General features: G+C 36.7%; 19 protein-coding genes and 1 riboswitch. Of the genes, 8 read left to right on the top strand and 11 right to left on the bottom strand.

Features of this window, described 5'->3' with window-relative positions:
• Nucleotides 1-142: 142 nt before the first annotated feature.
• Together aroD and A9G13_RS01315 are read right to left on the bottom strand one after the other, a co-directional pair.
• Nucleotides 143-907 carry a type I 3-dehydroquinate dehydratase gene (gene aroD / locus A9G13_RS01320; RefSeq protein ID WP_065555835.1) on the bottom strand — a complete coding sequence of 255 codons (765 nt, stop codon included), beginning with the start codon at nucleotides 905-907 and terminating at the stop codon, nucleotides 143-145.
• 132 nt (nucleotides 908-1,039) lie between these two features.
• Entirely contained in the window at nucleotides 1,040-1,912 is an 873-nt protein-coding gene (locus tag A9G13_RS01315) for a shikimate dehydrogenase (RefSeq protein ID WP_065555834.1), read from the bottom strand.
• Nucleotides 1,913-2,231: 319 nt separating this feature from the next.
• Between A9G13_RS01315 and A9G13_RS01310 the strand changes: the two genes are divergently transcribed.
• On the top strand, nucleotides 2,232-3,575 hold the full coding sequence (locus tag A9G13_RS01310; protein ID WP_065555833.1) for a Na+/H+ antiporter family protein: 1,344 nt from the start codon (nucleotides 2,232-2,234) through the stop codon (nucleotides 3,573-3,575).
• A gap of 35 nt (nucleotides 3,576-3,610) precedes the next feature.
• Complete coding sequence (gene rsmB, locus A9G13_RS01305; RefSeq protein ID WP_065555832.1) at nucleotides 3,611-4,900, top strand: 16S rRNA (cytosine(967)-C(5))-methyltransferase RsmB; 1,290 nt, start codon at nucleotides 3,611-3,613, stop codon at nucleotides 4,898-4,900.
• 64 nt (nucleotides 4,901-4,964) lie between these two features.
• On the opposite strand, the gene A9G13_RS01300 is transcribed toward rsmB, so the two are convergent.
• Nucleotides 4,965-5,504: an NAD(P)H-dependent oxidoreductase gene (locus tag A9G13_RS01300; protein WP_065555831.1), complete on the bottom strand. Its 540-nt coding sequence runs from the start codon at nucleotides 5,502-5,504 to the stop codon at nucleotides 4,965-4,967.
• 110 nt (nucleotides 5,505-5,614) lie between these two features.
• On the opposite strand from A9G13_RS01300, the gene A9G13_RS01295 reads away from it, so the two are divergent.
• From A9G13_RS01295 to radA, 3 genes are all read left to right on the top strand, one after another.
• A complete protein-coding gene (locus A9G13_RS01295) occupies nucleotides 5,615-5,956 on the top strand; it encodes a winged helix-turn-helix transcriptional regulator (protein WP_065555830.1) in 342 nt (113 codons plus the stop codon).
• 207 nt (nucleotides 5,957-6,163) lie between these two features.
• On the top strand, nucleotides 6,164-7,138 hold the full coding sequence (gene serB / locus A9G13_RS01290) for a phosphoserine phosphatase (protein WP_065555829.1): 975 nt from the start codon (nucleotides 6,164-6,166) through the stop codon (nucleotides 7,136-7,138).
• 9 nt (nucleotides 7,139-7,147) lie between these two features.
• Nucleotides 7,148-8,527: a DNA repair protein RadA gene (gene radA, locus A9G13_RS01285; RefSeq protein WP_065555828.1), complete on the top strand. Its 1,380-nt coding sequence runs from the start codon at nucleotides 7,148-7,150 to the stop codon at nucleotides 8,525-8,527.
• A 71-nt stretch (nucleotides 8,528-8,598) separates the two neighbouring features.
• Here the strand turns inward: radA and ppnN are convergent, their stop codons facing one another.
• Nucleotides 8,599-9,975 carry a nucleotide 5'-monophosphate nucleosidase PpnN gene (gene ppnN / locus A9G13_RS01280; protein WP_065555827.1) on the bottom strand — a complete coding sequence of 459 codons (1,377 nt, stop codon included), beginning with the start codon at nucleotides 9,973-9,975 and terminating at the stop codon, nucleotides 8,599-8,601.
• Nucleotides 9,976-10,191: 216 nt separating this feature from the next.
• A riboswitch (molybdenum cofactor riboswitch) is annotated at nucleotides 10,192-10,323 on the top strand.
• On the opposite strand from ppnN, the gene moaA reads away from it, so the two are divergent.
• Nucleotides 10,318-11,292, top strand: coding sequence for a GTP 3',8-cyclase MoaA (moaA, locus tag A9G13_RS01275; protein ID WP_065555826.1), 975 nt, complete (start codon nucleotides 10,318-10,320; stop codon nucleotides 11,290-11,292). Its footprint overlaps the riboswitch before it by 6 nt.
• Here the strand turns inward: moaA and gluQRS are convergent.
• The 5 genes from gluQRS to syd all read right to left on the bottom strand — a co-directional run bounded on the left by gluQRS (nucleotide 11,272) and on the right by syd (nucleotide 15,248).
• On the bottom strand, nucleotides 11,272-12,162 hold the full coding sequence (gluQRS, locus tag A9G13_RS01270; RefSeq protein WP_065555825.1) for a tRNA glutamyl-Q(34) synthetase GluQRS: 891 nt from the start codon (nucleotides 12,160-12,162) through the stop codon (nucleotides 11,272-11,274). The genes moaA and gluQRS overlap by 21 nt on opposite strands.
• 39 nt (nucleotides 12,163-12,201) lie before the next feature.
• The gene (dksA, locus tag A9G13_RS01265) at nucleotides 12,202-12,657 is read right to left on the bottom strand and encodes an RNA polymerase-binding protein DksA (protein WP_065555824.1); all 456 of its coding nucleotides are present in this window, start codon (nucleotides 12,655-12,657) and stop codon (nucleotides 12,202-12,204) included.
• A 135-nt stretch (nucleotides 12,658-12,792) separates the two neighbouring features.
• On the bottom strand, nucleotides 12,793-13,278 hold the full coding sequence (gene folK, locus A9G13_RS01260) for a 2-amino-4-hydroxy-6-hydroxymethyldihydropteridine diphosphokinase (RefSeq protein WP_065555823.1): 486 nt from the start codon (nucleotides 13,276-13,278) through the stop codon (nucleotides 12,793-12,795).
• A gap of 134 nt (nucleotides 13,279-13,412) precedes the next feature.
• Nucleotides 13,413-14,588, bottom strand: a complete 1,176-nt coding sequence (locus tag A9G13_RS01255; protein ID WP_065555822.1) for an amino acid aminotransferase — start codon at nucleotides 14,586-14,588, stop codon at nucleotides 13,413-13,415.
• A gap of 120 nt (nucleotides 14,589-14,708) precedes the next feature.
• Complete coding sequence (gene syd / locus A9G13_RS01250; protein WP_065555821.1) at nucleotides 14,709-15,248, bottom strand: SecY-interacting protein; 540 nt, start codon at nucleotides 15,246-15,248, stop codon at nucleotides 14,709-14,711.
• A gap of 307 nt (nucleotides 15,249-15,555) precedes the next feature.
• Here syd and glnS point away from each other — a divergent pair, with 307 nt between their 5' ends.
• Nucleotides 15,556-17,235 carry a glutamine--tRNA ligase gene (gene glnS / locus A9G13_RS01245; RefSeq protein WP_065555820.1) on the top strand — a complete coding sequence of 560 codons (1,680 nt, stop codon included), beginning with the start codon at nucleotides 15,556-15,558 and terminating at the stop codon, nucleotides 17,233-17,235.
• A gap of 39 nt (nucleotides 17,236-17,274) precedes the next feature.
• Here glnS and A9G13_RS01240 read toward each other — a convergent pair whose 3' ends face one another.
• Together A9G13_RS01240 and A9G13_RS01235 are read right to left on the bottom strand one after the other, a co-directional pair.
• On the bottom strand, nucleotides 17,275-18,666 hold the full coding sequence (locus A9G13_RS01240) for a DUF3999 family protein (RefSeq protein ID WP_065555819.1): 1,392 nt from the start codon (nucleotides 18,664-18,666) through the stop codon (nucleotides 17,275-17,277).
• A gap of 57 nt (nucleotides 18,667-18,723) precedes the next feature.
• Nucleotides 18,724-21,486 (bottom strand): DUF2339 domain-containing protein, encoded by a 2,763-nt coding sequence (locus A9G13_RS01235; RefSeq protein ID WP_065555818.1) that lies wholly within the window; start codon nucleotides 21,484-21,486, stop codon nucleotides 18,724-18,726.
• A 278-nt stretch (nucleotides 21,487-21,764) separates the two neighbouring features.
• On the opposite strand from A9G13_RS01235, the gene purL reads away from it, so the two are divergent.
• Nucleotides 21,765-25,667: a phosphoribosylformylglycinamidine synthase gene (gene purL, locus A9G13_RS01230; protein WP_065555817.1), complete on the top strand. Its 3,903-nt coding sequence runs from the start codon at nucleotides 21,765-21,767 to the stop codon at nucleotides 25,665-25,667.
• The last annotated feature ends 12 nt before the right edge of the window (nucleotides 25,668-25,679 follow it).

The raw sequence follows: 25,679 nt of genomic DNA, 5'->3' as shown, positions 1-25,679 counted from the left end.
ATAAAATGAAGTTCAAGTATATACTTGTTATTATCATACTGTTAGCAAATTTCCGTCATTTTAACATGCAATTATATCGAATATGTTACCAATGTTTTGAATGTTTTAAATAAAAGATACTTTAAAATCTTATTATTACTAATTAAGCCTTATTTTGGTACAAAACATCTAATATATAACGTAATTGTTTAACATCTAATTGACCAGGTGCTGAACTGTTTTTGGCTGCACCAAAAGTCATTGATGATCCAAATGAAGTTCCTGCTACTCGACTAATTGCTCCAAGCCCAGCCATAGACATAGTAATGATTGGTGTGGTTGCATATTTTTCATTCATTTCAGTCGTTGCCGAAAGTAAAGTTAAAACATCATCTGTTGTTTGTGGCATAACCGCAATTTTGGGAATATCCGCACCTAGATCTTGCATCTTGCGTAAACGATAAATAATGTCACTTTTGGTTGGTGTTTTTTGAAAGTCATGGTTGGATGCAATAACCAAAACTTGGTGTTGATGGGCGACATTAATAATATCGGTTACATAGTCATCACCGATAAAAACTTCAACATCTATTAAATCAACTAAGCCACTACGTGCCATCTCTTTATTTAATTCGATATATGATTTTAGAGGCCAAGGTTTTACCCCACCTTCATTTGCAGTTCTGAAAGTAAATAAAATGGGCTTATTTGGTAATAGTTGAGCAATTTTTTTAGCTACATCTTTAACCGCGTCAATATCATCAACTAAGTTAAAGTGATCGACTCGCCATTCTATAACATCAAAATCTATAGATTGTAAAAAGGTAATTTCATCAAGTAATTCTGCTGCGGTTTTACCCACAATTGGAACAATAATTTTAGGCGCTCCGGCACCTATTTTGATATTTTTTATGCTAAGTGTTTTCATTTAATATCCTATAAGTACAAACTCATGTTAATAGCCAATACGTTAACTAATTGTAAAATCGTAATTTAGTCATATGTTACAGCAAATTACTTGGTGCTAGTAAACTATTAAAAAAGATGTATGCCTTATCTTTTAGTCATTGAATCCCATTTGTTCTTTTACATATTCAATCGGGGAATCTTCTCCAGTCCAAATTTTGATTTGGGCAGCTCCTTGCCATAACATCATGCCAATACCATTTAATGTTTTACAACCTTGTTGCTCAGCCATTTCCAGTAATTTAGTTTTTCGAGGACTATATATACAATCTGTAACCACAAGATCTGCTCTTAATAAAGTTGGATCAGTAATTAGGCTTTGCCCTTCCATTGGCTTCATGCCAACACCAGTTGCATTACAAAGCACAGTACTATTTGCAATTTCTTTCCTTAGTTGATCTTTATCAGCTAGTTCGTGGACATGTACTTTACAATTGGTCTTTTCATTCAATTTTTTAGCAACAGCTTCTATCTTAGGATAGCATTCATCTTTCTGATTGAATATGGCAATTTCTTTTACGCCATCTAATGCTGCCTGTACGACGATAGCCGTTGCTGCGCCACCAGCACCTAAAATGGTTATTTTTTTATCAATAATATCAACACCAGCTTCTTTTAACATGCGCATATAACCAATGCCATCAGTGTTATAACCAGTTAATACACCGTTATCATTAGATATGGTATTACAAGCACCACTCATTTCTACTGCGGGGGTTAATTTATCCAGATATTGGCAAACAAGTTGTTTGTTCGGCATTGATACAGCTGACCCACGTAATCCTAGTGCGCGAATGCCTTTTACTGCATCGGGTAATTTTTGTTGGTCAACTTCAAAGGCTAAATAAACATAAGGAATATTTAATTTAGAATAGATAGTATTTTGCATTTGCGGCGATAAACTATGGCGAATTGGATAGGCCATTAAACCAATCAATAAAAAATGACCATCGATATTGTTTCTCATTAAAAATTCCTCATTTATAACCATTGTTTTGTTATGGTTTTATTTAGCTAAGATTCTTTGTAAACATACCCAATTATACTCATATTTTTTGAATTTTTATTCTAGTTTGTTCATAGAGATGAATATAGATTTATTAATAAATTAGCATGGCAAAACTACAATTACTTAAAAACAGTAATGTTAGATTAAATAGAGATATTCAATAAACGTTGATTTTCCTAGTTATTTAAATAGGTTTTAACTAGCACAAATTGCACTTTTAACCTGCATCACCTAAAATAGACGGTTTGTTTGTCTATCTATTTATTTTGAGTTTTTTATGGATTTTATCCTTAGTCTGTTCTCATCAGTTAATGCCGTTGTGATGGCAGTAATTTGTATGCTAATACTTTCGTTATGTCGGGTTCATGTCGTTATTAGTTTGATTATAGGGGCATTTGTTGGCGGGTTGTTTAGTCATCTCACTTTAAATGAAACGATTAATGCTTTTAATACGGGTATTAGTAATGGTGCAAACATTGCGCTTTCCTATGCTATGCTTGGTGCTTTTGCGGTTGCCATTTCTAAATCTGGATTACCGGAACTATTAGCTGAGAAGGCAGTAAAGCAACTTACATCAAGTGGCGCCAAAAAACGCATCAAATGGGCATTAATTATTATTATTGCGTTAGTAAGTATTTCCTCACAAAACGTAATTCCAATTCATATCGCTTTTATTCCCCTTTTGATTCCGCCGTTATTATATGTGATGTCGCGATTACAACTTGATCGGCGCATGATTGCCTGTATTATGACCTTTGGCTTAATCACGCCCTATATGTTTTTACCCGTTGGCTTTGGGAATATCTTTTTAAATCAAATATTATTAAAAAATATCATTTCATCAGGTATGGATGTCAGTCATGTTAATGTGATGCATGCAATGGCAATCCCGGCTTTTGGTATGTTTATGGGATTATTATGGGCTATTTTTATTAGTTATCGTAAACCGAGGCAATATCAAATCATTCATGAAACCATGAGTTCACAAGCGGCAACTAATGTTAGTGCGCGTTCACTTATTATTTCATTAATAGCCATTGTGTTATCGTTTAGTATTCAACTTTATACCGGTTCAATGATTCTTGGTGCATTAATTGGTTTTATTTGCTTTATTGTTTCAGGATCAATTAAATGGGGGGAAGCCGATGGAGTATTTACTGATGGTATCAAAATGATGGCCATGATTGGCTTTGTGATGATTTCTGCGCAAGGTTTTGCTGAAGTATTAAAACAAACTCATGAAATTGAGCCTTTGGTTATCAATAGTGCAGCTTTATTTGCGGGCAACAAAGTTATTGCTTCGTTTATGATGATGTTAGTTGGTCTGGTTATTACATTAGGTATTGGTTCTTCATTTTCAACAGTGCCAATTATTGCCGCCATCTATGTGCCACTGTGTGTACAACTTGGTTTTTCTCCGGTTGCTACCGTATGCTTAATCGGTGCATCAGGGGCAATTGGTGATGCCGGTTCACCGCCGTCAGATACGATTTTAGCTACCTCGGCAGGGTTAAATAGTGATGGGCAACATGACCACATTCGCGATAGTGTTATTCCCACTTTTACCCATTTTAATATTCCACTGTTTATAGCTGGTTGGCTCGGGTCATTAATTTTATAATGAATCGAATTAGCTAAATTAAGGTCATGACCTGTATGAATAACAAATCTCAGCCAAATATTCGAGCCGTTTGTGCTCAAGCCATTTTTAATGTACTTGAACAAGGGCATTCCCTGAGTGCTACATTGACTATTTTAAATGATAAGGTGGCCGATAAAGATCGCGCTTTAGTGCAAGAAATCTGTTTTGGTGTAATGCGCGTATTACCTGAACTGAATTTTTATGTTCATACCTTGATGAATAAAGTACTAACCGGAAAAAATCTAATCTTGCACTATTTATTATTAGTTGGCATTTATCAGATCCTTTATACTCGCATCCCTGAACATGCCGCGGTTGGTGAAACGGTTAGTGCGGTTCAGCCACTGAAAAAAATACCATTTAAAGGCTTAATTAATGGTGTACTGCGTGAATTTTTGCGCCAGCAAACATCATTACCGCAAAAATTTAGACAAGATACTAAGCAACAAGTTAGCCAAACCTTGCACCCGAGTTGGTTGTTAAATCGTTTAAAACAAGCTTACCCACAGCAATGGCAAGCAATAGTTAATGCCAATAATCAAAAACCACCAATGTGGTTACGAATTAATCAAACGCATTATTCAACACAAGAGTATCAACAGTTGCTTAAACAGCAACAAATTGAAACTAAAATTTGTCCGGAGGTACCTGATGCGCTCCAGTTACTCACACCGGTAAATGTTAATCAATTACCGTATTTTGATAATGGCGCGGTAACCGTGCAAGATCTCTCTGCTCAATATGCGGCCTACTTATTAGCGCCACAAGATGGCGAGCAGATTTTAGATTTATGTGCCGCACCAGGTGGCAAAACGACGCATATATTGGAAGTTGCCCCAAAAGCTAACGTGTTAGCCGTTGATATTGATGCCTGTCGCGTTAAACGTATCTATCAAAATTTGGCACGTTTAAAACAACAAGCAGAAGTTAAAGTTGGAGATGGACTTACGCCTGAACAATGGTGTGCAGGGCAAGAGTTTGACCGAATTTTGCTTGATGCACCTTGTTCGGCAACTGGTGTTATTCGGCGTCATCCCGATATAAAATGGTTGCGTAGAGATAGTGATATAGCGCAATTAACTGAACTACAATATGCAATTCTAAGCAAAATTTGGCACTATTTAAAAATTGGTGGCACATTAGTTTATGCAACTTGTTCAATCTTACCGGATGAAAATAAATTACAAATTGAACGTTTTTTACAAGCGCATAGTGATGCAAAGTTACAAGGTGAAATGAAGCAATTTTTACCTGTACCAGAGGGTGGTGATGGCTTCTTTTATGCAGTATTAAATAAATGCTAAGAGATAAATAAGAGATAAAATAGAATGTGATGATTGATTAGTTAATCATCACATTTGATTATACTCAGCTATGTTGTTTAATGATTTCCTGTAATCGTTGGCTTTGCTTTAACGCTAACGCTTTTATTTTATCGTGGCTACTTTCAATTACTGGTGACACGCCATATATAAAAATCGGTGAAAGATATTGCATTTGTGTATAGATGGTTGAGATTTTGACCGGTTGTAAAAAATCATCGATTAAATTATGCCCATCTTGTTGATAGACTTCTTGATTGGCTCCAATGGTCAAACTCGGTAACAGTTTTTTATTTTTTAATTTATCGCCTTTAGAGCCATAGGCAAATTGGTAAGTTAATACTTCATCGAACCATATTTTTAGAATAGCTGGCATATTAAACCAATACATAGGATATTGTAAAACAATCAGATTATGCCTTAAAAGTGCAGCTTGTTCTTCTTGGACATTGATTTGATAGTCTGGATAAAGTTGATGAATATTGCGTATTTCAATATCCGGCATATTGGCTTGCACATTCTCAATAATTGTTTTGTTAGCCACAGATTGTTCGATGTTTGGATGACCTAAAATAATTAATGCCATAATGATCCCCTTTCCCTTTTTTTACTATTAAAATGATAGCTTCTATTATTAGTTTATTACTAAATAACTTTATCGCAATATCTATCAAACTAGATAGTTAGGAATATGTCATGCAAACAGATAAACAACGACCGTCAAAACGTTATAAAAATAAAATTTATTATTGTCCAATTAGTTTGGCGATGGATTTAATTGGTGGCAGATGGAAAGGGGTGATTCTTTACTATCTGCTGTTAAGTGAAAAACGCTTTTGTGAATTAAAAACAGTGATCCCTGAAATTACGGATATGATCTTAAGTATCCAACTCAAAAAACTGGAAGATGACGGTTTAATTACGCGCACTGTTTTTGGCGATAAACCACCTTTAAAAGTAATATATAAATTGACCCCACTTGGTGAACGACTAGGACCAGCGTTAGAGCAACTCAGCGTGTGGGGATTAACTATCTAATCGTAAATAATGATATCGATTTATATTAAAAAATGCAGAAAATGGGATTTTTTAGTATAAAAATGGTGATTATTTTGTAAAAACTATTGCGGAGTCTATGCCGTTTCATTTTATTTTATAGTTTATATGCGCAAAAAACGTAGTTTGGACAAATATTGGTAGATATGATAAATTCGGACTTTGTTTTATGTTATAAAGACTTTTGATATGGCTTACACGCTTACCTATACGGATCTTCCTGAAAATATTCAACATTGGCAAGGTTTACCACTTTCTTTAAATGGCTGTGAAGTAGTACCACTTGATTATAATGCCGGTAAAACAGGCTGGATTATTTATGGGCGCAAGTTAAACAAAACTATATTGTCTAAATTTCAAAACCAACTGGCTATGCCTATGGTAATTGTTTCTTCATGGAAGATTAAAACTTATCAAATTGTTCGTATTGCAGGAATGATGCCTAAAAAGGCTAAATCTATATCATTGGCACTAGGTATTGATGTTGCGCCGATTGATAATTTACCAACACTACATTCGCCCGGATTATTGGTCATGGATATGGATTCAACGGCGATTGGCATTGAATGCATTGATGAACTAGCCAAATTACACGGTGTTGGTGAGCGAGTGGCAGCGGTGACTGAACAAGCCATGCGTGGTGAACTTGATTTTGCAGCTAGCTTACGTAAACGCGTCGCGACGTTAAAAGGCGCGCAGCAAGATATTTTAGATCAAGTCAAAGGTAATTTGCCGTTAACTCCGGGGTTAACCTATTTAGTTAAAGAACTGCATAAAAAACACTGGCATGTGGCAATTGCATCAGGTGGTTTTACCTATTTTGCCGATTACTTAAAACAACGATTAAAACTTGTTGCGGTCTATGCTAATGAACTCGAGATTAAAAATAACAAACTAACCGGTAAAGTTGCAGGCCAAATTGTGGATGCAAAGTATAAAGCCAGAACATTACAGCAATTAGCCACTTCATTAAATATTCCAATTGAACAAACCGTTGCGATTGGTGATGGTGCTAATGATTTGATGATGATTCGTATTGCCGGGCTTGGCGTTGCTTATCATGGTAAACCCAAAGTAGTCGAAAAGGCGCGAATTAGCATTAATTATGCAGATTTAACTGGGTTATGGTGTATTTTGTCTACCAGTTTATTAAGTGAAGGCTAGGAGAATAATTTGGCAAAAACAGTAAAGCGAGCTTATGTATGTAATGATTGTGGTGCAGATTATCCACGTTGGCAAGGTCAATGCAGTTCTTGTCATGCTTGGAATACTATCACCGAAGTTAGGCTTGCTAGTACCTCTTCGCGTAATGACCGCTTAACTGGTTACGCCGGTAGTGGCGCTGGGCAAGCTAAAATCCAAAAATTATCCGAAATCAGTTTAGAAGCGCTACCGCGTTTTTCAACCGGTTTTTCCGAATTTGATCGGGTGTTAGGTGGTGGCGTGGTACCCGGTAGTGCTATTTTAATTGGCGGTAATCCTGGCGCCGGTAAAAGTACTTTGTTATTGCAAACCATGTGCAGGCTTGCTTCACAAATGAATACCTTATACGTCACTGGTGAAGAGTCTTTGCAACAGGTAGCGATGCGTGCTCACCGTTTAGGATTACCGACAGATAATATCAATATGTTATCTGAAACCAGTATTGAACAAATTTGCTTGCTTGCCGAACAGTCGCAACCCAAATTAATGGTAATTGACTCTATTCAAGTTATGCACCTTGCTGATATTCAATCATCGCCTGGTAGTGTGGCGCAAGTGCGTGAAACCGCCGCTTATTTGACCCGTTTTGCAAAAACCAAAGGCATTGCCATTATTATGGTTGGCCATGTAACTAAAGATGGTTCACTGGCGGGTCCTAAAGTGCTTGAACATTGTATTGATTGCTCTATTTTATTAGATGGTGATGCCGATTCACGTTTTAGAACGTTACGCAGCCATAAAAATCGCTTTGGTGCAGTGAACGAACTTGGCGTGTTTGCCATGACTGAACAAGGTTTAAAAGAGGTGAGTAATCCATCAGCCATCTTTTTAAGCCGTGGCGATGAAATGTTGCCGGGTAGTTCGGTAATGGTGTTATGGGAAGGGACAAGACCATTGCTGGTTGAAATCCAAGCTTTAGTCGATCATTCTATGTATGGAAACCCAAGGCGTGTTACGGTTGGTTTGGATCAAAACCGACTGGCATTGCTCCTAGCAGTGTTACATCGACATGGTGGCTTGCAAATGGCCGATCAAGATATCTTCGTTAATGTAGTAGGTGGGGTAAAAGTAACCGAAACCAGTGCGGATTTGGCATTGATTGCCGCTTTAGTCTCCAGTTTCCGTAATCGTGCGCTACCGCAAGATGTCGTTATTTTTGGGGAAATTGGACTAGGTGGCGAAATTAGACCGGTTCCTAGTGGGCAAGAACGAATTGCAGAAGCCGGCAAACATGGCTTTAAAAAAGCGATTGTGCCGATTGCTAATATGCCCAAAAAGAAACCTGATAATATGCAGATATTTGCGGTTAAAAAAGTGTCAGAAGCACTGGATATTTTGGCTGATTGTTAAAAATATTCATAGCTAAGATTTTCCGCCGATGTGATTATCGGCGGAACGTGTAAATTTGCTTAGATTTTTAGTTAATAACAAATCTCATAACAAGGTTGATAGGCGGTTCCACCCGGCAATTTCATCCGGTCTTGCTGAATGAAGCTGCGTAATAAGTTATCTAAGTGCTGCATAATCTCCGGATCGCCTTGTAATTTATAAGGTCCATGTTCGGCAATTAGCTTCATGCCAAACTCTTTGACATTACCAGCAACAATACCAGAAAACGCCCGGCGTAAATCCGCAGCTAATAGCTCAACCGGCTGATCTTTGTGCAGATTTAACGATGCCATATTTGCATGCGTTGGATCGAACGGATGTTGTAATGATTCATCAATTTTAAGTAACCAGTTAAATCCATATGCATCGCCAGTAGCCAAACGTGATGATTTCACCTGTTTTACTCCTTCTTTCATGATCCGAGCAACTTGTTCTGGTGAATCAATCACAATTTGATATAGTTTGGTCGCTTCATCACCTAAAGCACTGCGAATAAAATTATCAATGGCAGTAAAGTATCTCTCACACTCTTTAGGTCCGGTTAAAATAAGTGGTAGAGTTTGGGCTTTATTGGCTGGATTTAATAAAATACCTAAAATATACAGTAATTCTTCAGCGGTACCAGGACCTCCAGGGAATATGATAATACCATGGGCTATACGCACAAAAGCCTCCAGACGCTTTTCAATATCAGGCATAATAATAAGTTCGTTAACCAAGGCGTTAGGTGGTTCGGCGGCAATAATTGAGGGTTCAGTCATACCAATAAAACGGCTGTCTTTGTAACGTTGCTGAGCATGACCCACAGCAGCCCCTTTCATTGGTGCTTCCATAATCCCTGGACCACAACCAGTACAAATATTAAGTTCACGTAGGCCAAGTTGCATGCCAACTTGGCGTGCATAGTAATATTCATTTTCATTAATTGAATGCCCACCCCAGCAAACAACTAAGTTTGGTTCTTCCCCAACATGCAGCGCATTAGCATTACGTAAAATCGAAAATACTAGATTGGTGACGTAAAAGGAATGATCTCTTTCGAGTTTAACATTGGAGACTAACTGTTTAACGGCACTTATCTGACTATTTAAAAATAGAATATCACGTAAAACCGCAAAAAGATTGGCTTGGATTGAACGAATAATACGACGATCTACAAAAGCACTTTCCGGTGCATTAACCAACTCTAACTTAACACCGCGCTCTTTACTAATCACATTAATTTCAAATGATTGGAATCTATCCAGTAATTCTTTAGTGTTATCAGTTTTACTACCTGCATTTAGTGTTGCTAGTGAACAATTTCTAAATAATTGATAAAGTTCACTGTTAGCAGATCTTTTTAAAATATCCACTTCAGCTTGAGCAAGTAAATCCATTGATCCCAATGGACTAATATGGGTGATCATCACAACCTCCATTTGACGGTTTTATCGACAAGGTATTCATTATATACATAAAATAAACTAATAAGTAAAACATAAAACAATATCTACACCGCTTTAGTCAGATTTATTATTAAAATGATGAATTAGTCTGAAATATCTTTACAAAATAAAATAATTTATATTGCTAATTATGGCATCGCTCAAATTGCTCATAGTCAAAAAAATTGGCTTATGCTAAACTAAATTAAACTCTGAAGCTTTTTATACCTAAGTGATATCGATAATGACTTCATATGGTGAATTAGCCGCGGTATAGTTCAGAAATGGCTATGCTTCCCGATTTGGATAAGGTGTTTATAAACTATGCAATTAATGGATAATTATCAACGTCGATTTCAATACCTACGCTTATCGATTACTGAGCAGTGTAATTTCCAGTGTCAGTACTGTTTACCTCAAGGTTATCATCCTAATAATGACCACAGATTTTTATCACTAAATGAAATCAATAATATTGTGGCCACATTTACTGAGTTAGGCGTGCATAAAATTCGTTTAACCGGTGGTGAACCAACCTTACGTCGCGATTTTGCTGATATTTTATCAATGATCTCATCTTATCCAAGCATTAAAGAATTGGCTATTACTACTAATGGTTCGCGATTATTAAAGAATATTTCCCACTGGCAGCAAGCAGGTTTAAATGCGGTAAATATTAGTATTGATAGTTTTTCACCTCATTTATTTAAATTAATTACTGGTCAAGATAAACTTAAAGAAATAGTTCAATGTGTTGAAAAATCATTAGAAGTCGGTATTAAAAAAGTCAAAATTAACACCGTGTTGATGAAAAATATGAATGATAATCTCAGCGATTATTTAGCTTGGATTAAACACCGTCCTGTAGATTTACGTTTTATTGAACTTATGGAAACAGGTGAAAGCGATGAAGTATTTAATCGTTATCATTTAGCCGGTAATTTGATTGAAACTCAACTCATTGCCCAAGGGTGGCAATTGCAACCGAAAGTGGCATTATCAGGGCCAGCTAAAGTGTATTCGCACAGTGATTACCAAGGTAAAATTGGGTTAATCATGCCGTATTCCAAAGATTTTTGTAAAAGTTGTAATCGATTACGAGTTTCGTCACTGGGTAAATTACATTACTGTTTATTTGGTGATGCTGCGGTAGATTTACGTGATTTGTTAATTAGTGCCGATCAAAAAGAACAATTAAAAGCTAGAATTTATGCCTCATTGATGAGCAAGCCTGAAAAACACTTTTTACATGACCATAAGGTGGGTATTTTACCTAACTTATCTTATATTGGTGGGTAATAGACTATTTTGCTGGGGAACCTTAGTTAAATCCCAATGTTCAATGGCCCACTCTAAAAGTTGTTGTTGGTTAGCATCTTGCCAATTTTCCGGAATAATTTGCCCCAAAAATTGTAATGCTTGAACTGTCGCGGAAGTCAGATTATTTAGATCAATTGCTTGAGCATGATTTTGTTTGGAAAGTTTATTACCATTATTATCTAATACCAATGGTAAATGACAATATGTGGGCACAGGTAAATTAAATAGTTGGTAAAGCGAAATTTGTTTAGCTGTAACGGGCAATAAATCTGCACCACGAACAATTTCAGTAATGCCTTGCAGATGATCATCGAGTACTACAACTAAATTATAAGCAAACAAGCCATCTTTACGATGAATAACAAAATCTTCTTGAGCATTGGCGATGTTGACATTTTGTAAACCCTGAATTTGATCGGTAAATTGATAAATAGGGTAACTTTGTTTTAAACGTATCGCAAGTTGTTGGCTAGCAGACTGGCATAGATGCCGATTGCGGCAAAAACCATCATAAAGGCTATTAGGTAGATTGTGGATTCGTTGGCGAGTACAGTCACAATAATATGCAAGTTGTTTATCAAGTAAGTACTGTAAAGCTGCATAGTAACGTTCACTACAAGCCGATTGATATAAGATGTCATCATCCCAGTATAAATTGAGTGCTTCTAATGTTTTTAGAATCAGGGATGATGCGCCTTTGACTTCACGTGGCGGATCGATATCTTCAATGCGAACCAACCATTTGCCATTTTTAGACTTAGCTTGTAGATAACTACCAATCGCTGTCACCAACGAACCGAAATGTAGTGGTCCCGAAGGTGATGGTGCAAAACGACCAATATAACGCATGGTGCATCAAATAATCATCAATATTACTGCAAAGAGTAATTACATACCCATTTGTTTTTCACGTAGTTCAGCCAGTGTTTTACAGTCAATACATAAGTCAGCTGTTGGTCTTGCTTCTAAACGACGAATACCAATTTCTACACCACAAGATTCACAATAACCAAAATCATCTGTTTCGATTTTCTTTAAGGTTTTTTCAATTTTCTTGATAAGTTTACGTTCCCTATCTCGAGCACGCAGTTCTAAGCTGAACTCTTCTTCCTGTGTTGCCCGATCCGCTGGGTCAGGGAAGTTTGCTGCCTCATCTTGCATATGCGAAACAGTTTTACCCATTTCACCTTGTAGTTGAGCTAACCATGCTTCTAAGATAAGTTTAAAATGTTTTAATTGCTTAGGATTCATATACTCCTCACCTTTAGCCTCTTTATAAGGCTTCAGCCCGGCAATTGAGAGTAGGCTTAGAGAAGATGTATTTACTTTTTGTTCCTTTTTCACAGCAATCTCCTTTAGAACAGATTATTTGCAAGCGCTAAACTATAGCAATAATTTAGCCGTTGGCAAATTTTTTTTATCATTTTTTTGCGGTAAATAGTGCGATTTAATACAACTCTATGTTATTAATGAAAATAATTATTCATGCCACTTTTTAAGTCCATTTTTAGCACATTTGCTCACTAAATCGAGTAATTTTTCGTTATCAGGTAAGATAAGTTGTGGTTCTATATCAAATAATGGGTAGAGGACAAACTCTCTATGTTTCATATGGTAATGTGGGATTGTCAGCCTTTCACTATCAATAACTAAATCATCATACAGTAATATATCGAGATCTAAGGTTCTGGCTCCCCAGCGATTTTGCTTACGCACTCGTCCCTGTGATTGTTCTATTGCCTGTAGCTGATCAAGCAATGCTATTGGCGATAAAGTGGTATGCATTTTAATGACTGCATTTAGATAATCATTTTGGTCCTGCGGTCCAAGTGGTTTACTGCGGTAAAAGGGGGAAACATCAATAACTTTGCTTTGTGGTAACTGTTGCAAAGCCATAATAGCTCGATTGGCTTGGGCAAAAGGGTCTTCCAAATTGCTACCTAAAGCGATATAACAAATTGACATAATTAGATTTTTAATTTTTTTATTGGTAATTAGCCTTATAGAATAAGGTGCCTATTTGTGAATTAAAAAGTTGCTATTCATAAACAGTAATGGCTTGATTAAAAGTTAAATTGTTATCAAGCCATTTAAATATTTTATAAAACTTCAACAATGGATTCGCATAGTCTGGACATATTATCAAGTGTCATTCCTGCTACATTGATACGTCCAGAATTTACAATGTAAATACCATAATCGTTACGTAATTTGAGAACTTGTTCTTCATTCAAACCACTAAAGGAAAACATACCATTTTGTTTAGCAATAAAACTAAAATCTTGGTTCGCTCCTTTTTCTTGCAAGGTTTTAACAAATAATTGGCGCATACGATGAATTCGTTGGCGCATACCTGTTAATTCATCAATCCATTCATCTTTCAATTCTGGTGAATTTAAAATATAAGAAACAATTTTTGCCCCATGTGCAGGTGGATTAGAATAATTAGCTCGAATAATCGTCTTAACCTGACTAAAGGCGCGGTTAGCAATATCTGCATTAGCTGCAATTAAAGTAAAGGCACCAACGCGTTCATTGTAAAGACCAAAATTTTTAGAATATGAACTAGCAATCAGTAATTCTGGTTGTGAGTTGGCAAATAGTCTTAAACCATACACATCTTCTTCTAAACCTTGTCCAAATCCCTGATACGCTAAATCAAATAGTGGTAACCAACCATTTTTTACAGCTAAATCAGAAATTATTTGCCATTGTTCAGGAGTAGGATCAATGCCTGTTGGATTATGACAGCAGCCATGAAATAATACTGCCTCACCAGCTACAACTGAACCTAAATCATTCATCATGGCATCAAAGTCGAGTTCGCGAGTTTGTGCATTGTAATAACGGTATTCGCGCACTTCAAGCCCCGCAGTTTGGAATACACTACGATGATTTGGCCAAGAAGGATTGCTAACCCAAATTCGTTTAACTTTAGTTCGGCGAGCTAAAAAATCCGCCATGATTCGTAATGCACCAGTGCCTCCGGGCGCTTGCGCTGTTTTTGCGCGTTCGTTTTCACTACCAAAAAGCAAATTTTGAGTAGCTATATTAAATGCATTAACACCAACAATTGGTAAATAGCTTTTAGTTGTTTCGTCATCTAATAAAAAGTGTTCAGCTTTTTTAACACTTGCTAGAATAGGCGTTTGTGTCGTTTCATCTTTATATACGCCAACACTTAAATTAATTTTATTAGTGCGTTCATCATTATTATAAAGATCTGCTAATCCAAGGATAGGATCTGCAGGAGCAGCGGTTAAATTTTCAAACATAAATCACCTATTTCTTTTAATTACCTTAAAGGCATTATATACACATTATTTTGTAAGATACAATTTAGATAATTACTATTCTAATAATGTAAACTGTAAGTGCTTTGTTATTTTAAAGGTTTATTTTGGGTCAGTAACAATAAGTCTATTTAAAAAAGTTGTTAAATTATTAGCTAATATGGTTAATTCAGCTGAAATCAAATTTTCTTTTACAACTTCACCCGTTAAATTATTTATAGAGATTATTTCACTGCCTTCATCGGTTGAGGCAATAAAAATAGTAGGAGTACGTTTTAATTTTTTTTGTTGAGATAAATGGGCAATTAAGTTTTGTTCTAAATTGGAAAAATCATCATCGTTCCAAGCTTGAAGCAGTAATAAATTATTTTCCGCTAATTTTGCCGTCATATTACCTGCATATTGAGTCCCATAAAAAATGTGTGCATTGGGGTGTAAAGTAATCCCAACTACTTGTTCAATAATAGTGAGCGTTCTTGGTGGTTCTAATAAAAAAGGTTGCCAATATACTGTTAGTTGTTTTGTCGTTAAAATGCATGGAGAAGGCATTGCGTGTAAATCTTCACTATGAGGAGCATATTCAAACTGATTAATCCAGCGTGTAGTAAAATCAATTAAGGCGGTTTTAGCGGTTGAGTCCATCGGCAACTATTTCTCTGTTAATGATAAGTGAACTTTATTGCTTATTATACTGATCAACAATGAATATGCATCATTTCTTGTACTAGCTTAGTATGTTTAATCAAACAGGTAAATCATATAAAAATAGTTATTAAATAGTTTGCTAACAACTGTTTTTTGCGTATAAATTTCATCAATAGATTTAATACTATGTTTTTCCCATTTCGGAATAACAAAAAATTTGTTATATTCTTTGGTCAACACGATAACAGTGACTAAAATAGCTTATTAAATTAGTCATTATTAATTATAAAATCAGAGGTTTTTTATGAGCGGTTCGCTACCGGCAGAGACTCGTCCAACTAATTTTATTCGTCAGATTATTGATGCCGATCTTGCGGCAGGGAAATATAAAACCATCCATACTCGCTTTCCACCTGAGCCTAATGGTTATTTGCATATTGGCCATGCTAAATCAATTTGTTTAAATTTTGGTATTGCTAAAGATTATCAAGGTAAATGCAATTTACGTTTTGACGATACCAATCCGGTTAAAGAAGATGTTGAATATGTTGAATCAATCAAAGAGGATGTGCGTTGGTTAGGTTTCGAGTGGGATGGTGAAATATGTCACTCCTCTGATTATTTTGATCAACTTTATAAATTTGCTATAGAATTAATTACTAAAGGCTTAGCTTATGTTGATGAACTTTCGGCTGACGAAATTCGTGAATACCGTGGCACTTTAACCCAAGCAGGCAAAAATAGTCCTTATCGAGATCGCAGTGTCGATGAAAATTTAGCCCTATTTAAGCAAATGAAGGACGGTAAATTTGCCGAAGGGAAAGCTTGTTTGCGCGCTAAAATCGACATGGCGTCGCCATTTATTGTGATGCGCGATCCGGTTTTATATCGCATTAAGTTTGCTGAACATCATCAAACAGGTAATAAATGGTGTATTTATCCAATGTATGACTTCACTCACTGCATTTCAGATGCGATTGAAAATATTACGCACTCTTTATGTACACTTGAATTTCAGGATAATCGCCGTTTATATGATTGGGTATTAGATAATATTACCATTAGTGCACGTCCACATCAGTATGAATTTTCGAGATTAAATTTAGAATATGCAATTACGTCAAAACGTAAACTAAATTTATTAGTAACGGAAAAAATTGTTGATGGTTGGAACGATCCGCGCATGCCAACTATTTCCGGTTTACGTCGCCGTGGCTATACTCCAGCGTCTATTCGTGATTTTTGTCAGCGAATTGGTATTACTAAACAAGAAAATACCGTTGAAATGAGTACACTAGAGTTTTGTATTCGCGAAGATCTTAACGAAAACGCGCCTCGGGCTATGGCAGTACTCGATCCGGTTAAAGTAGTTATTGAGAACTTTTCCGACACCCTTGATGAAGTACTGAGTATGCCAAATCATCCTAATCGCCCTGAACTTGGTCATCGGGAAGTGACTTTTACCCGTGAGATTTATATCGATCGTGCTGATTTTAGAGAAGAAGCAAATAAGAACTACAAACGGTTAGTATTAGGTAAAGAAGTCCGTTTACGTAATGCCTATGTTATTCGTGCCGATAAGGTTGAAAAAGATGCCCAAGGCAATATTCAAACTATTTATTGTACTTATGATCCGGCAACACTAAATAAAAATCCTGAAGATGGACGTAAAATTAAGGGTGTTATTCATTGGGTTTCAGCTAAGTTTGCTAAACCAGCTGAAATTCGTTTATATGACCGTTTGTTTAATACACCAAATCCTGGAGCGGCGGAAGACTTTTTAGCAACCATTAATCCATCATCATTAGTTATTAAGCAAGGATTTGTGGAACCAAGTTTACAAAATGCCATGACAGGACAAGCTTATCAGTTTGAACGCGAAGGTTATTTTTGCCTAGATAGTAAATATGCAACTGAAAATCATTTGGTGTTTAATCGTACTGTCGGCTTAAGAGATAGCTGGAACGAATCTTCAACAAAATAGTAACTCTCGCCGACTGCAGTAGTCGGCGAATTTTTTTAATTAATCTTCATTACCAGTTTTTTTAATTTCATTGACGAGTTTAATCGCTAAGAAAATTAGGAAAACAGCACCAGCAATTAAACAAACCCAAATTACCCATTTAGGAAAATGAGACAGTTCAGTGGTGGTTTGAGTTAACGCATTTTTGCCACCAAGTTCAATTCTGTCGCCAAGGTAAGCTTGCGGTAAATCTATCGCTGATTGCGCATTTGAAAGTAATGCTTGCTCGGTCAACGATGCTGAAGTTGCTTTGATAGAACCCCAGGCTAAAATGAACGGTCCATTATTGCTACTATTAAAAATAAGACTCATACGATCGCGATATGCAGTAATTTTAGGCGCATCATCAAAGCTAGCATTGATAGCTTTGATTTGTAATTGTTGGATATTTAAATTGCTATGATCTAGTTTAATGCGCTGTGGTTCATCTTCGCTATAAACTCTACGGATAATATAATCATTGAGTTTCTGCCAGGTTTTATCTTCGTTGCTGGTTTTATAATAAATGCTAAGTGGTAACACCGAGCGTGTATCCGCCAGTTGTACCGTTAACTCTTTAATAGGTTGTGGTGATGGCAACTCGTAGGTCGCTTCCTGATGATTTGAGTTTGTAAGTACGGAATTGATTGGGAACAAGGCCACTTCGGTACTATTATGGTTAGTGGTAAATTCAACGGTTTTGATATTTGGAATGGTATTTTGTTTTGTAGTTAATACGATAATCCAATAACGAGCTTGTTGATTATAGTGTGCCGGAATATCAATGGTATTTAGTTTAAGCGATTGGTTATTATTGTTATCAGTAAGTGACATAATTGGAATATCATCCATCACTGATCGCCAATTTTTCAAATCATAACTACACAGTAGCTCAGCCGTTGCTTGCCAATTTTGAGTTTTGGTAGTATCGAAATCAATCGATAAACTAGTTATAGGTGGCTTTATTTTAATATCATCAGGAATTTGTAGTAAATAAGTTGCACTATTACTATCTTTATCTGTGGTTTTATCAAGATTAATTTGAATATCTTTGCTATTGATATTGATATTGTAGCGATCAAGATCTTGGTTACTATTATCATCTGAATTAATTTTACGGCTATTGTCTAATGAGTAGATAGTGGCCGGGAATGTTTGACTCTCATTATTTTGTTGGTAGATATTAACTAATGAATAAGGTACCGGTTGTCCTTTCTGATTAAATACTCTGACATCATCTAAATCACTTGAAATAGTTTGGGTATAGATATCATTAGTAAGATCAATTCGATTATACATGCTAGTTTCATCAGTTAGCTTAATTGTGGCGCCATAGGCATAATCAAGAGTTGTTTCGGTCGCATGACTTAGTCCACTGATTAACAATAGCAAGCATAATAATGGTTTTTTCATAATTTATTCATCCATAAGAGAAATCTATATTATCTTTTATACTTAAAGGTATAACTGTTATTCCTGTTGTTTATCTATATTTACTGGGATTTTGGGTGGCAATGGTGCTAAATAACCAATTAATAGCATTAATAATGCAACGCCGATAAATACAAATGCGCGTAATAATCCATCGAGTTCCACACTGTCTACAAAGACTAATTTGGCCACAATAACGCTTTGTAAAATAACGCCGGCATACCATACTTTACGCAGTAAGTAACGGTGGGCAATCCCCACTAGTATAACTGCGGTTAATGTCCAAATTAGTGATAATACCACTTGAATAATATTAGTATGCCATAATGAATAGAATGACCAGTTAAGATTTAACCATTGGCTTAGGCTCCTTAATACCATGCTATTTGCCCATAAAAAAGCCAGAGCAATTAATACAGTAGTAATAATATTGGTTAATAGTTTTTGTATGTTAGCGATATCGATGATCGCAGAATGATCTTTTAAAACAGGGGTAGCTAGTTTTAACCATAGACCAAGCATCATCCAAGCAAAAATTGCACTTTCTTCCAGAGGATTAAGCAATGGCACATAGTACCAATAAATAATTTGCCCACTCAAAGTAATGCCGATTAATAATGAATAAGCCAAATAAATGACGATTGGTAATAAACCCACTAACCAATATGATTTAACCAGAGAAGTGGTAACTAGGACTCGTCGCTTAATTAAATAAAAACATACTAAAATAATGCTACTAGCCAAAGCAGCCAGTAAGCTAAACTCAACGGTTCCAAATCCCCATGGTAGTGTATATAACAAAGATCGAACTTCATTAAATAGCCAAGCTATCATTATCCAAAACAAACTAATATGTAATAGATAAATTAGCTGTTTTTGTAATTGGTTAATAAGTAGTTTAGCTTTAGATAAATAAATATAAGCACTGATAAAGGCAATTGGCCAAACCAAGCTCCAATAACCGATATTTTTTATACTGTAATGTAAAGTAACCGCATTATTTAAAATGGCTAATAATAGCACCGGCCAGAGTGAAAGGGTTGCATAACATAGCAGATCCCATTTTAATTTCCTGCCAATGAAGTACCAGAACCACACTGAAATGATAAAACATAGGATAATAGGTTGGGTTTTAGGGATAGCCCCCATGGTTTGCATTAAGCTAATTAAAATCCAAATAGCCCATATAATGCTAGCCATTATAATAAATACGACTTTTAACACATTTGCTGAAGTATTATGCACGTTACGATAGTAGTGCCATAAACAAGCATTAAACAGTAAACTCGCACTCATAATACCAAACAGAGTAATAAACTCAGTTGTGGTTAGATTACATAATGGTATAGAAATAATACCTGAAATTACCCCTAGTAGCGTTATTAGCGCACCAAACCACGCAAAACGATATTGTTTTTGTGTAAGCATCGCCCAACTTAACGCAGTACCTTCAAATAACCAGATTAGCGCTGTCCAGTTAGCCGTAAAGGCGAGTGGAATAGCTAAACTACTAAATCCCAGACCAATAGCTAGCCCTAATAAAGAAGTTGTTTTAGCAGTTTTGCGCCAAGCATGTAATGTAATATATGCACCAACTAAATAAAATAGTCCAAATCCTAAGGATGAAAATGCCGGGCCAAATTCCCACTGGCGTGTAATTGCATATTGCAAGGCAAAACCAGATATAGGTACGCCAAAGAGTAAAATTAAGTCAATAGGGTATTGGTAATGTTCTTTTCTTATACTACGGATAGAAAGTAATACGGCGAGTACACCATAAATTAACATGTTGGCGAGGATAAAAATTTGGCACTCAGTATAAAATTCTGGTTGGTAAGATTTCATGCCCCATAATAACGACACAATAAAGGTAAATAAGAAACCGATAAGGTTAAGTAAGCGCCAAGACTGCCAGTTACTAATCACTAAAATAGCACTTGAAAGCATTAAATAATAACTAAATAGTGCAATATGGTTGCCGGAACCTGTGGACAATAAAATTGGGGCTAAATAACCACCAACACTGGCAATAATCGCCATAATCATGGTGCGTTGTAATATGGCAAATAAAATACTCGTACTACAAATAACAATTAACAAAGCAAAGGCTAGTAATACAGGCACCAGATCATAAAGTTTGAATGCTGCAAATATGGTCAAATATAAAATACCAATGGCACCGCCTTGTAATATTAACGCATAAAGTTGTTTTTTCTGGCGTAGGCGCCAGCCTACAGTTAATAGCGCAATTCCTAAAACTAAAGCGCCTAACACCCGAATTTCAGGGGATAATAAACCATGGTCAATACTATATTTGAATAGATAGGACAGACCGAAGAACAAAATAATAATGGCGACTTTAGCTACGAGGTTGCCTTTAAGGATCCAACTAATAAAACGATTGGCAGTCTGATCTGATTCTGTTGCTGATATTTTTTGTGGTGAATCAAAAACACTATTTGATTGTTGTGGTAGTTGAGGTAACTCAGCAATTGGATTGCTATTAATATCGAGCTCAGTTATTGGTTGATCTTGTGCATCTGGGGAGGAGGCTGTTATTTCATTACTTAGTGAACTATTTTGTTGCAAAGATTGTTGGTGATTTAAAATTTCATAATTAACATTATGGTCGATTTCTGATTTATCAGCAGGATGAACTTTATCTAATTCTAATTGTTGAACTTTTTTTTGCAATTCAGTTAACTGAATTTGCAAAACAGTAATATGCCTTTTCATGTTGGATGAAACTATAATTGCCACAACAAATACGGCGATTACCATAATTAGAAAAAGTAAATCCATTGTTTTTCTCGTATTGTGTTATTAGTTATTATTTATACAATTTATAATTCTAATACATAATTAATAAAGAAACCTAAGTATATTTTTACTTTTAATCAAATTTTGAACTAAGATGTTATTTAAAAATCAATTTTAAATTAAATTTTATACTGAAACGTTATGCTCTCAGGAAACATCTTTACAGAATTGCTAGTGTTTTTTAAGATAGCCACAGCGGTTACTTTCTTTTATAATATTGCCCTGTTTTACTTATTTTTGGCTTAAAAAGAGTAATTTACATGAAAATTTTAGCTGGCACCTCTGCTTTATCGGCATTTCGTCTTAATAAACTCCTATCTATTTGTCATGAAAAATCCATCCCTGTTAGTAATATTGATGCACAATATATACATTTTGTTGATTTAAAGAGTGAGTTGACAGTAGAGCAACAAGGCATTCTCGATAAATTACTGCAATATGGTCCTACCACTACGCAAAAAAATGATGAAAATAACCTCAGTAAACAACTTTTTTTAGTTACACCTAGAGCGGGAACTATTTCACCGTGGTCATCAAAAGCTACCGATATAACTCACAATTGCGGATTAGCGCAAATTCATCGTATAGAAAGGGGAATAGCATATTATATCGAAACCCAATCCCCATTAACTGCAACCCAAAAAAGTGAGTTTGAGAGTTTAATTCACGATCGGATGATGGAAATGGTGTTAAGCAGTTTTGAACAAGCCGAACAATTATTTAGTGTTGAGCAACCAATACCTGTTTGCATAATTGATTTATTAGGGCAGGGGCGTCCAGCATTAGAGGAGGCTAATGCAAAATTAGGTTTGGCATTAGCCCCGGATGAAATTGATTATTTAGTCGAAAACTTCCAAAAATTAAAACGGAATCCAACCGATGTTGAGCTGTATATGTTTGCACAAGCAAATTCTGAACATTGTCGCCATAAGATTTTTAATGCTGATTGGATTATTGATGGTAAAAAGCAACCTAAGTCATTATTTAAAATGATTAAAAATACCTTTGCAACGACTCCAGATTACGTTTCTTCTGCTTATAAAGATAATGCTGCCGTAATGGATGGTTCCGAAGTTGGCCGTTTTTTTGCTAACGCTGGTAACCAAACTTATTGTTATCATCAGGAATATGCTGACATATTGATGAAAGTCGAAACGCATAACCACCCAACCGCTATTTCACCTTGGCCGGGCGCGGCAACGGGGAGTGGTGGTGAAATTCGAGATGAAGGTGCAACCGGGCGTGGGGCTAAACCTAAAGCTGGATTAGTTGGCTTTTCGGTTTCTAATTTACGCATTCCTAATTTTGAGCAACCATGGGAACAAGATTTCGGTAAACCCGATCGCATTGTCAGTGCCTTAGATATTATGCTCGATGGGCCTTTAGGTGGTGCGGCATTTAATAATGAATTTGGGCGTCCGGCGTTACTTGGTTATTTTCGTACCTATGAAGAAAAGGTGAATAGCCATAATGGTGAAGAGTTACGCGGTTATCATAAACCGATAATGCTGGCAGGTGGCATGGGCAATATTCGCCGCGAACATATTCAAAAAAACGAATTCCCAGTAGGTTCAAAACTAATTGTTTTAGGTGGACCAGCCATGAATATTGGTTTAGGTGGTGGAGCGGCATCATCTATGACTTCCGGGCAATCCGATGCTGATTTGGATTTTGCCTCTGTGCAACGTGATAATCCTGAAATGGAGCGCCGTTGTCAGGAAGTGATTGATCGCTGTTGGCAATTAGGCGCTGAAAACCCGATCTTATTTATTCATGATGTTGGTGCGGGTGGTTTATCCAATGCTATGCCGGAATTAGTCAGTGACGGTGGTTGTGGCGGGCAGTTTGAGCTGCGCAAAATCTTGACCGATGAACCAGGCATGTCACCACTGGAAATTTGGTGTAATGAATCACAAGAACGTTATGTACTGGCGATTCATCCTGATAGTCTTGATTTATTTGATCAACTATGTCAACGCGAACGCGCGCCTTATGCGGTGATCGGTGAAGCAACCGTTAATAAAGCGGTGACTTTACATGATGTGCACTTCAATAATAATCCAATAGATTTGCCCCTTGATGTGCTGTTGGGTAAAACACCTAAAATGTTACGTGATGTTAAGACGCAATTGGCTCATGGTGATAATTTTTCAGCTCATGATATTAATTTATATGATGCGGTGAAACGAGTACTACATTTACCGACTGTTGCGGAAAAAACGTTTTTAATTACGATTGGTGATCGCTCAGTGACAGGCATGGTAGCACGCGATCAAATGGTTGGTCCATGGCAAGTACCGGTTGCTGATTGTGCGGTGACTACTGCCAGTTTGGATAGTTATTATGGTGAAGCCATGTCAATGGGTGAGCGGGCTCCGGTAGCATTACTCAATTTTGCCGCTTCGGCAAGATTAGCTGTAGGTGAAGCAATTACCAATATTGCTGCAACTGCTATTGGTGATATAAAACGCATTAAACTTTCTGCTAATTGGATGGCTGCGGCTGGTCACCCTGGTGAAGATGCTGGACTTTATGCGGCGGTTAAGGCAATTGGCGAAGAGTTATGCCCAGCTTTGGGCCTCACAATTCCGGTGGGTAAAGATTCAATGTCTATGAAAACCACTTGGCAACAAGATGGTGAACAAAAAACTATGACATCGCCGCTTTCACTTGTTATTTCAGCATTTGCTCGAGTTGAAGATGTCCGCAACACCGTAACTCCAGTATTGCGAGTAAATGAGGAAAATACCCTGTTATTTATCGATCTGGCCAAAGGTCGTCAAGCACTTGGCGCCACAGCCTTAGCTCAGGTTTATCGGTATTTAGGGCAAAAGACCGCGGATGTACATGATGCTAGAGAACTTGCGGCCTTTTATCAATCAATGCAAACCTTAGTGAGTGAGCGAGCGTTATTAGCTTATCATGATCGTTCCGATGGTGGCTTATTGGTAACATTAGCTGAAATGGCTTTTGCAGGCCATTGTGGTATTGATGTTGATATTTCAGCTTTAGGAAGTGATGTTATTGCTTCATTATTTAATGAAGAATTGGGGGCAGTCATCCAAGTTGCTAATCACCGTTTAGAAGAAGTTATTGGTTGTTTTAGTCAATTTGGTTTATCGCATGCAGTGCATGTGCTCGGTAGTGCAAAAGCTGGGCAACAATTTATTGTACGTAATAAATCGGCAGTGGTGTATAGCGAATCCCGTTCAACGTTAAGAACTTGGTGGGCAGAAACTACATGGCAAATGCAACGCTTACGTGATAACCCAGATTGTGCCGACCAAGAACATCAAGCTAAAAAAAATGAAAGCGATCCTGGTTTAAATGTACATTTAACGTTTAATCCACAGGATGATATAGCTGCGCCTTATATTGCTAAAGGTAGTAAACCTAAAGTGGCTATTTTGCGTGAACAAGGTGTTAACTCGCATGTTGAAATGGCAGCGGCATTTAATCGAGCTGGTTTTGAAGCTATCGATGTGCATATGACAGATTTGCTTTCCGGGCGTATTACCCTTGCACAATTCAGTACCTTAGTTGCTTGTGGTGGATTCTCTTATGGCGATGTATTAGGTGCTGGCGAAGGTTGGGCTAAATCAATATTATTTAATGAACAAGTAAGGCATGAATTTGCACAATTTTTCCAGCGTAATGATACCTTGTCATTAGGTGTGTGTAATGGTTGTCAAATGATGTCGAATTTGAAAGATCTTATTCCCGGAGCAGAATTATGGCCACGGTTTGTACGTAACCTTTCTGAGCGTTTTGAAGCACGTTTTAGTTTAGTGCAAATTCAGCCGAATCCTTCTTTGTTGTTTACGGATATGGTTGGTTCACATATGCCAATTGCTGTTTCACATGGTGAAGGTCGCGTTGAAGTTAGTGATGAACAACATTTAGTTAATCTTGAAGCTTCCGGTTTAATTGCGGTACGTTATGTTGACCATATGGCTCAAGTTACTGAGCAATATCCGGCTAATCCAAATGGTTCACCTAATGGGATCACAGCTGTCACATCCAAAGATGGTCGCGCTACAATTATGATGCCTCATCCAGAGCGAGTCTTTAGAACGATAACTAATTCATGGCACCCGGATAATTGGGGTGAAGATAGTCCGTGGATGCGTATGTTCCGTAATGCTCGCAAGCAATTAGGTTAAGTTAATGGTTAT

The organism is Gilliamella sp. wkB178 (assembly GCF_001690705.1).
GTDB classification, from domain to species: Bacteria; Pseudomonadota; Gammaproteobacteria; order Enterobacterales; family Orbaceae; genus Gilliamella; species Gilliamella apicola_K.
The sequence above is the reverse complement of the archived record's forward strand: the minus strand, read 5'-3'. Positions and strand labels throughout refer to the sequence as shown.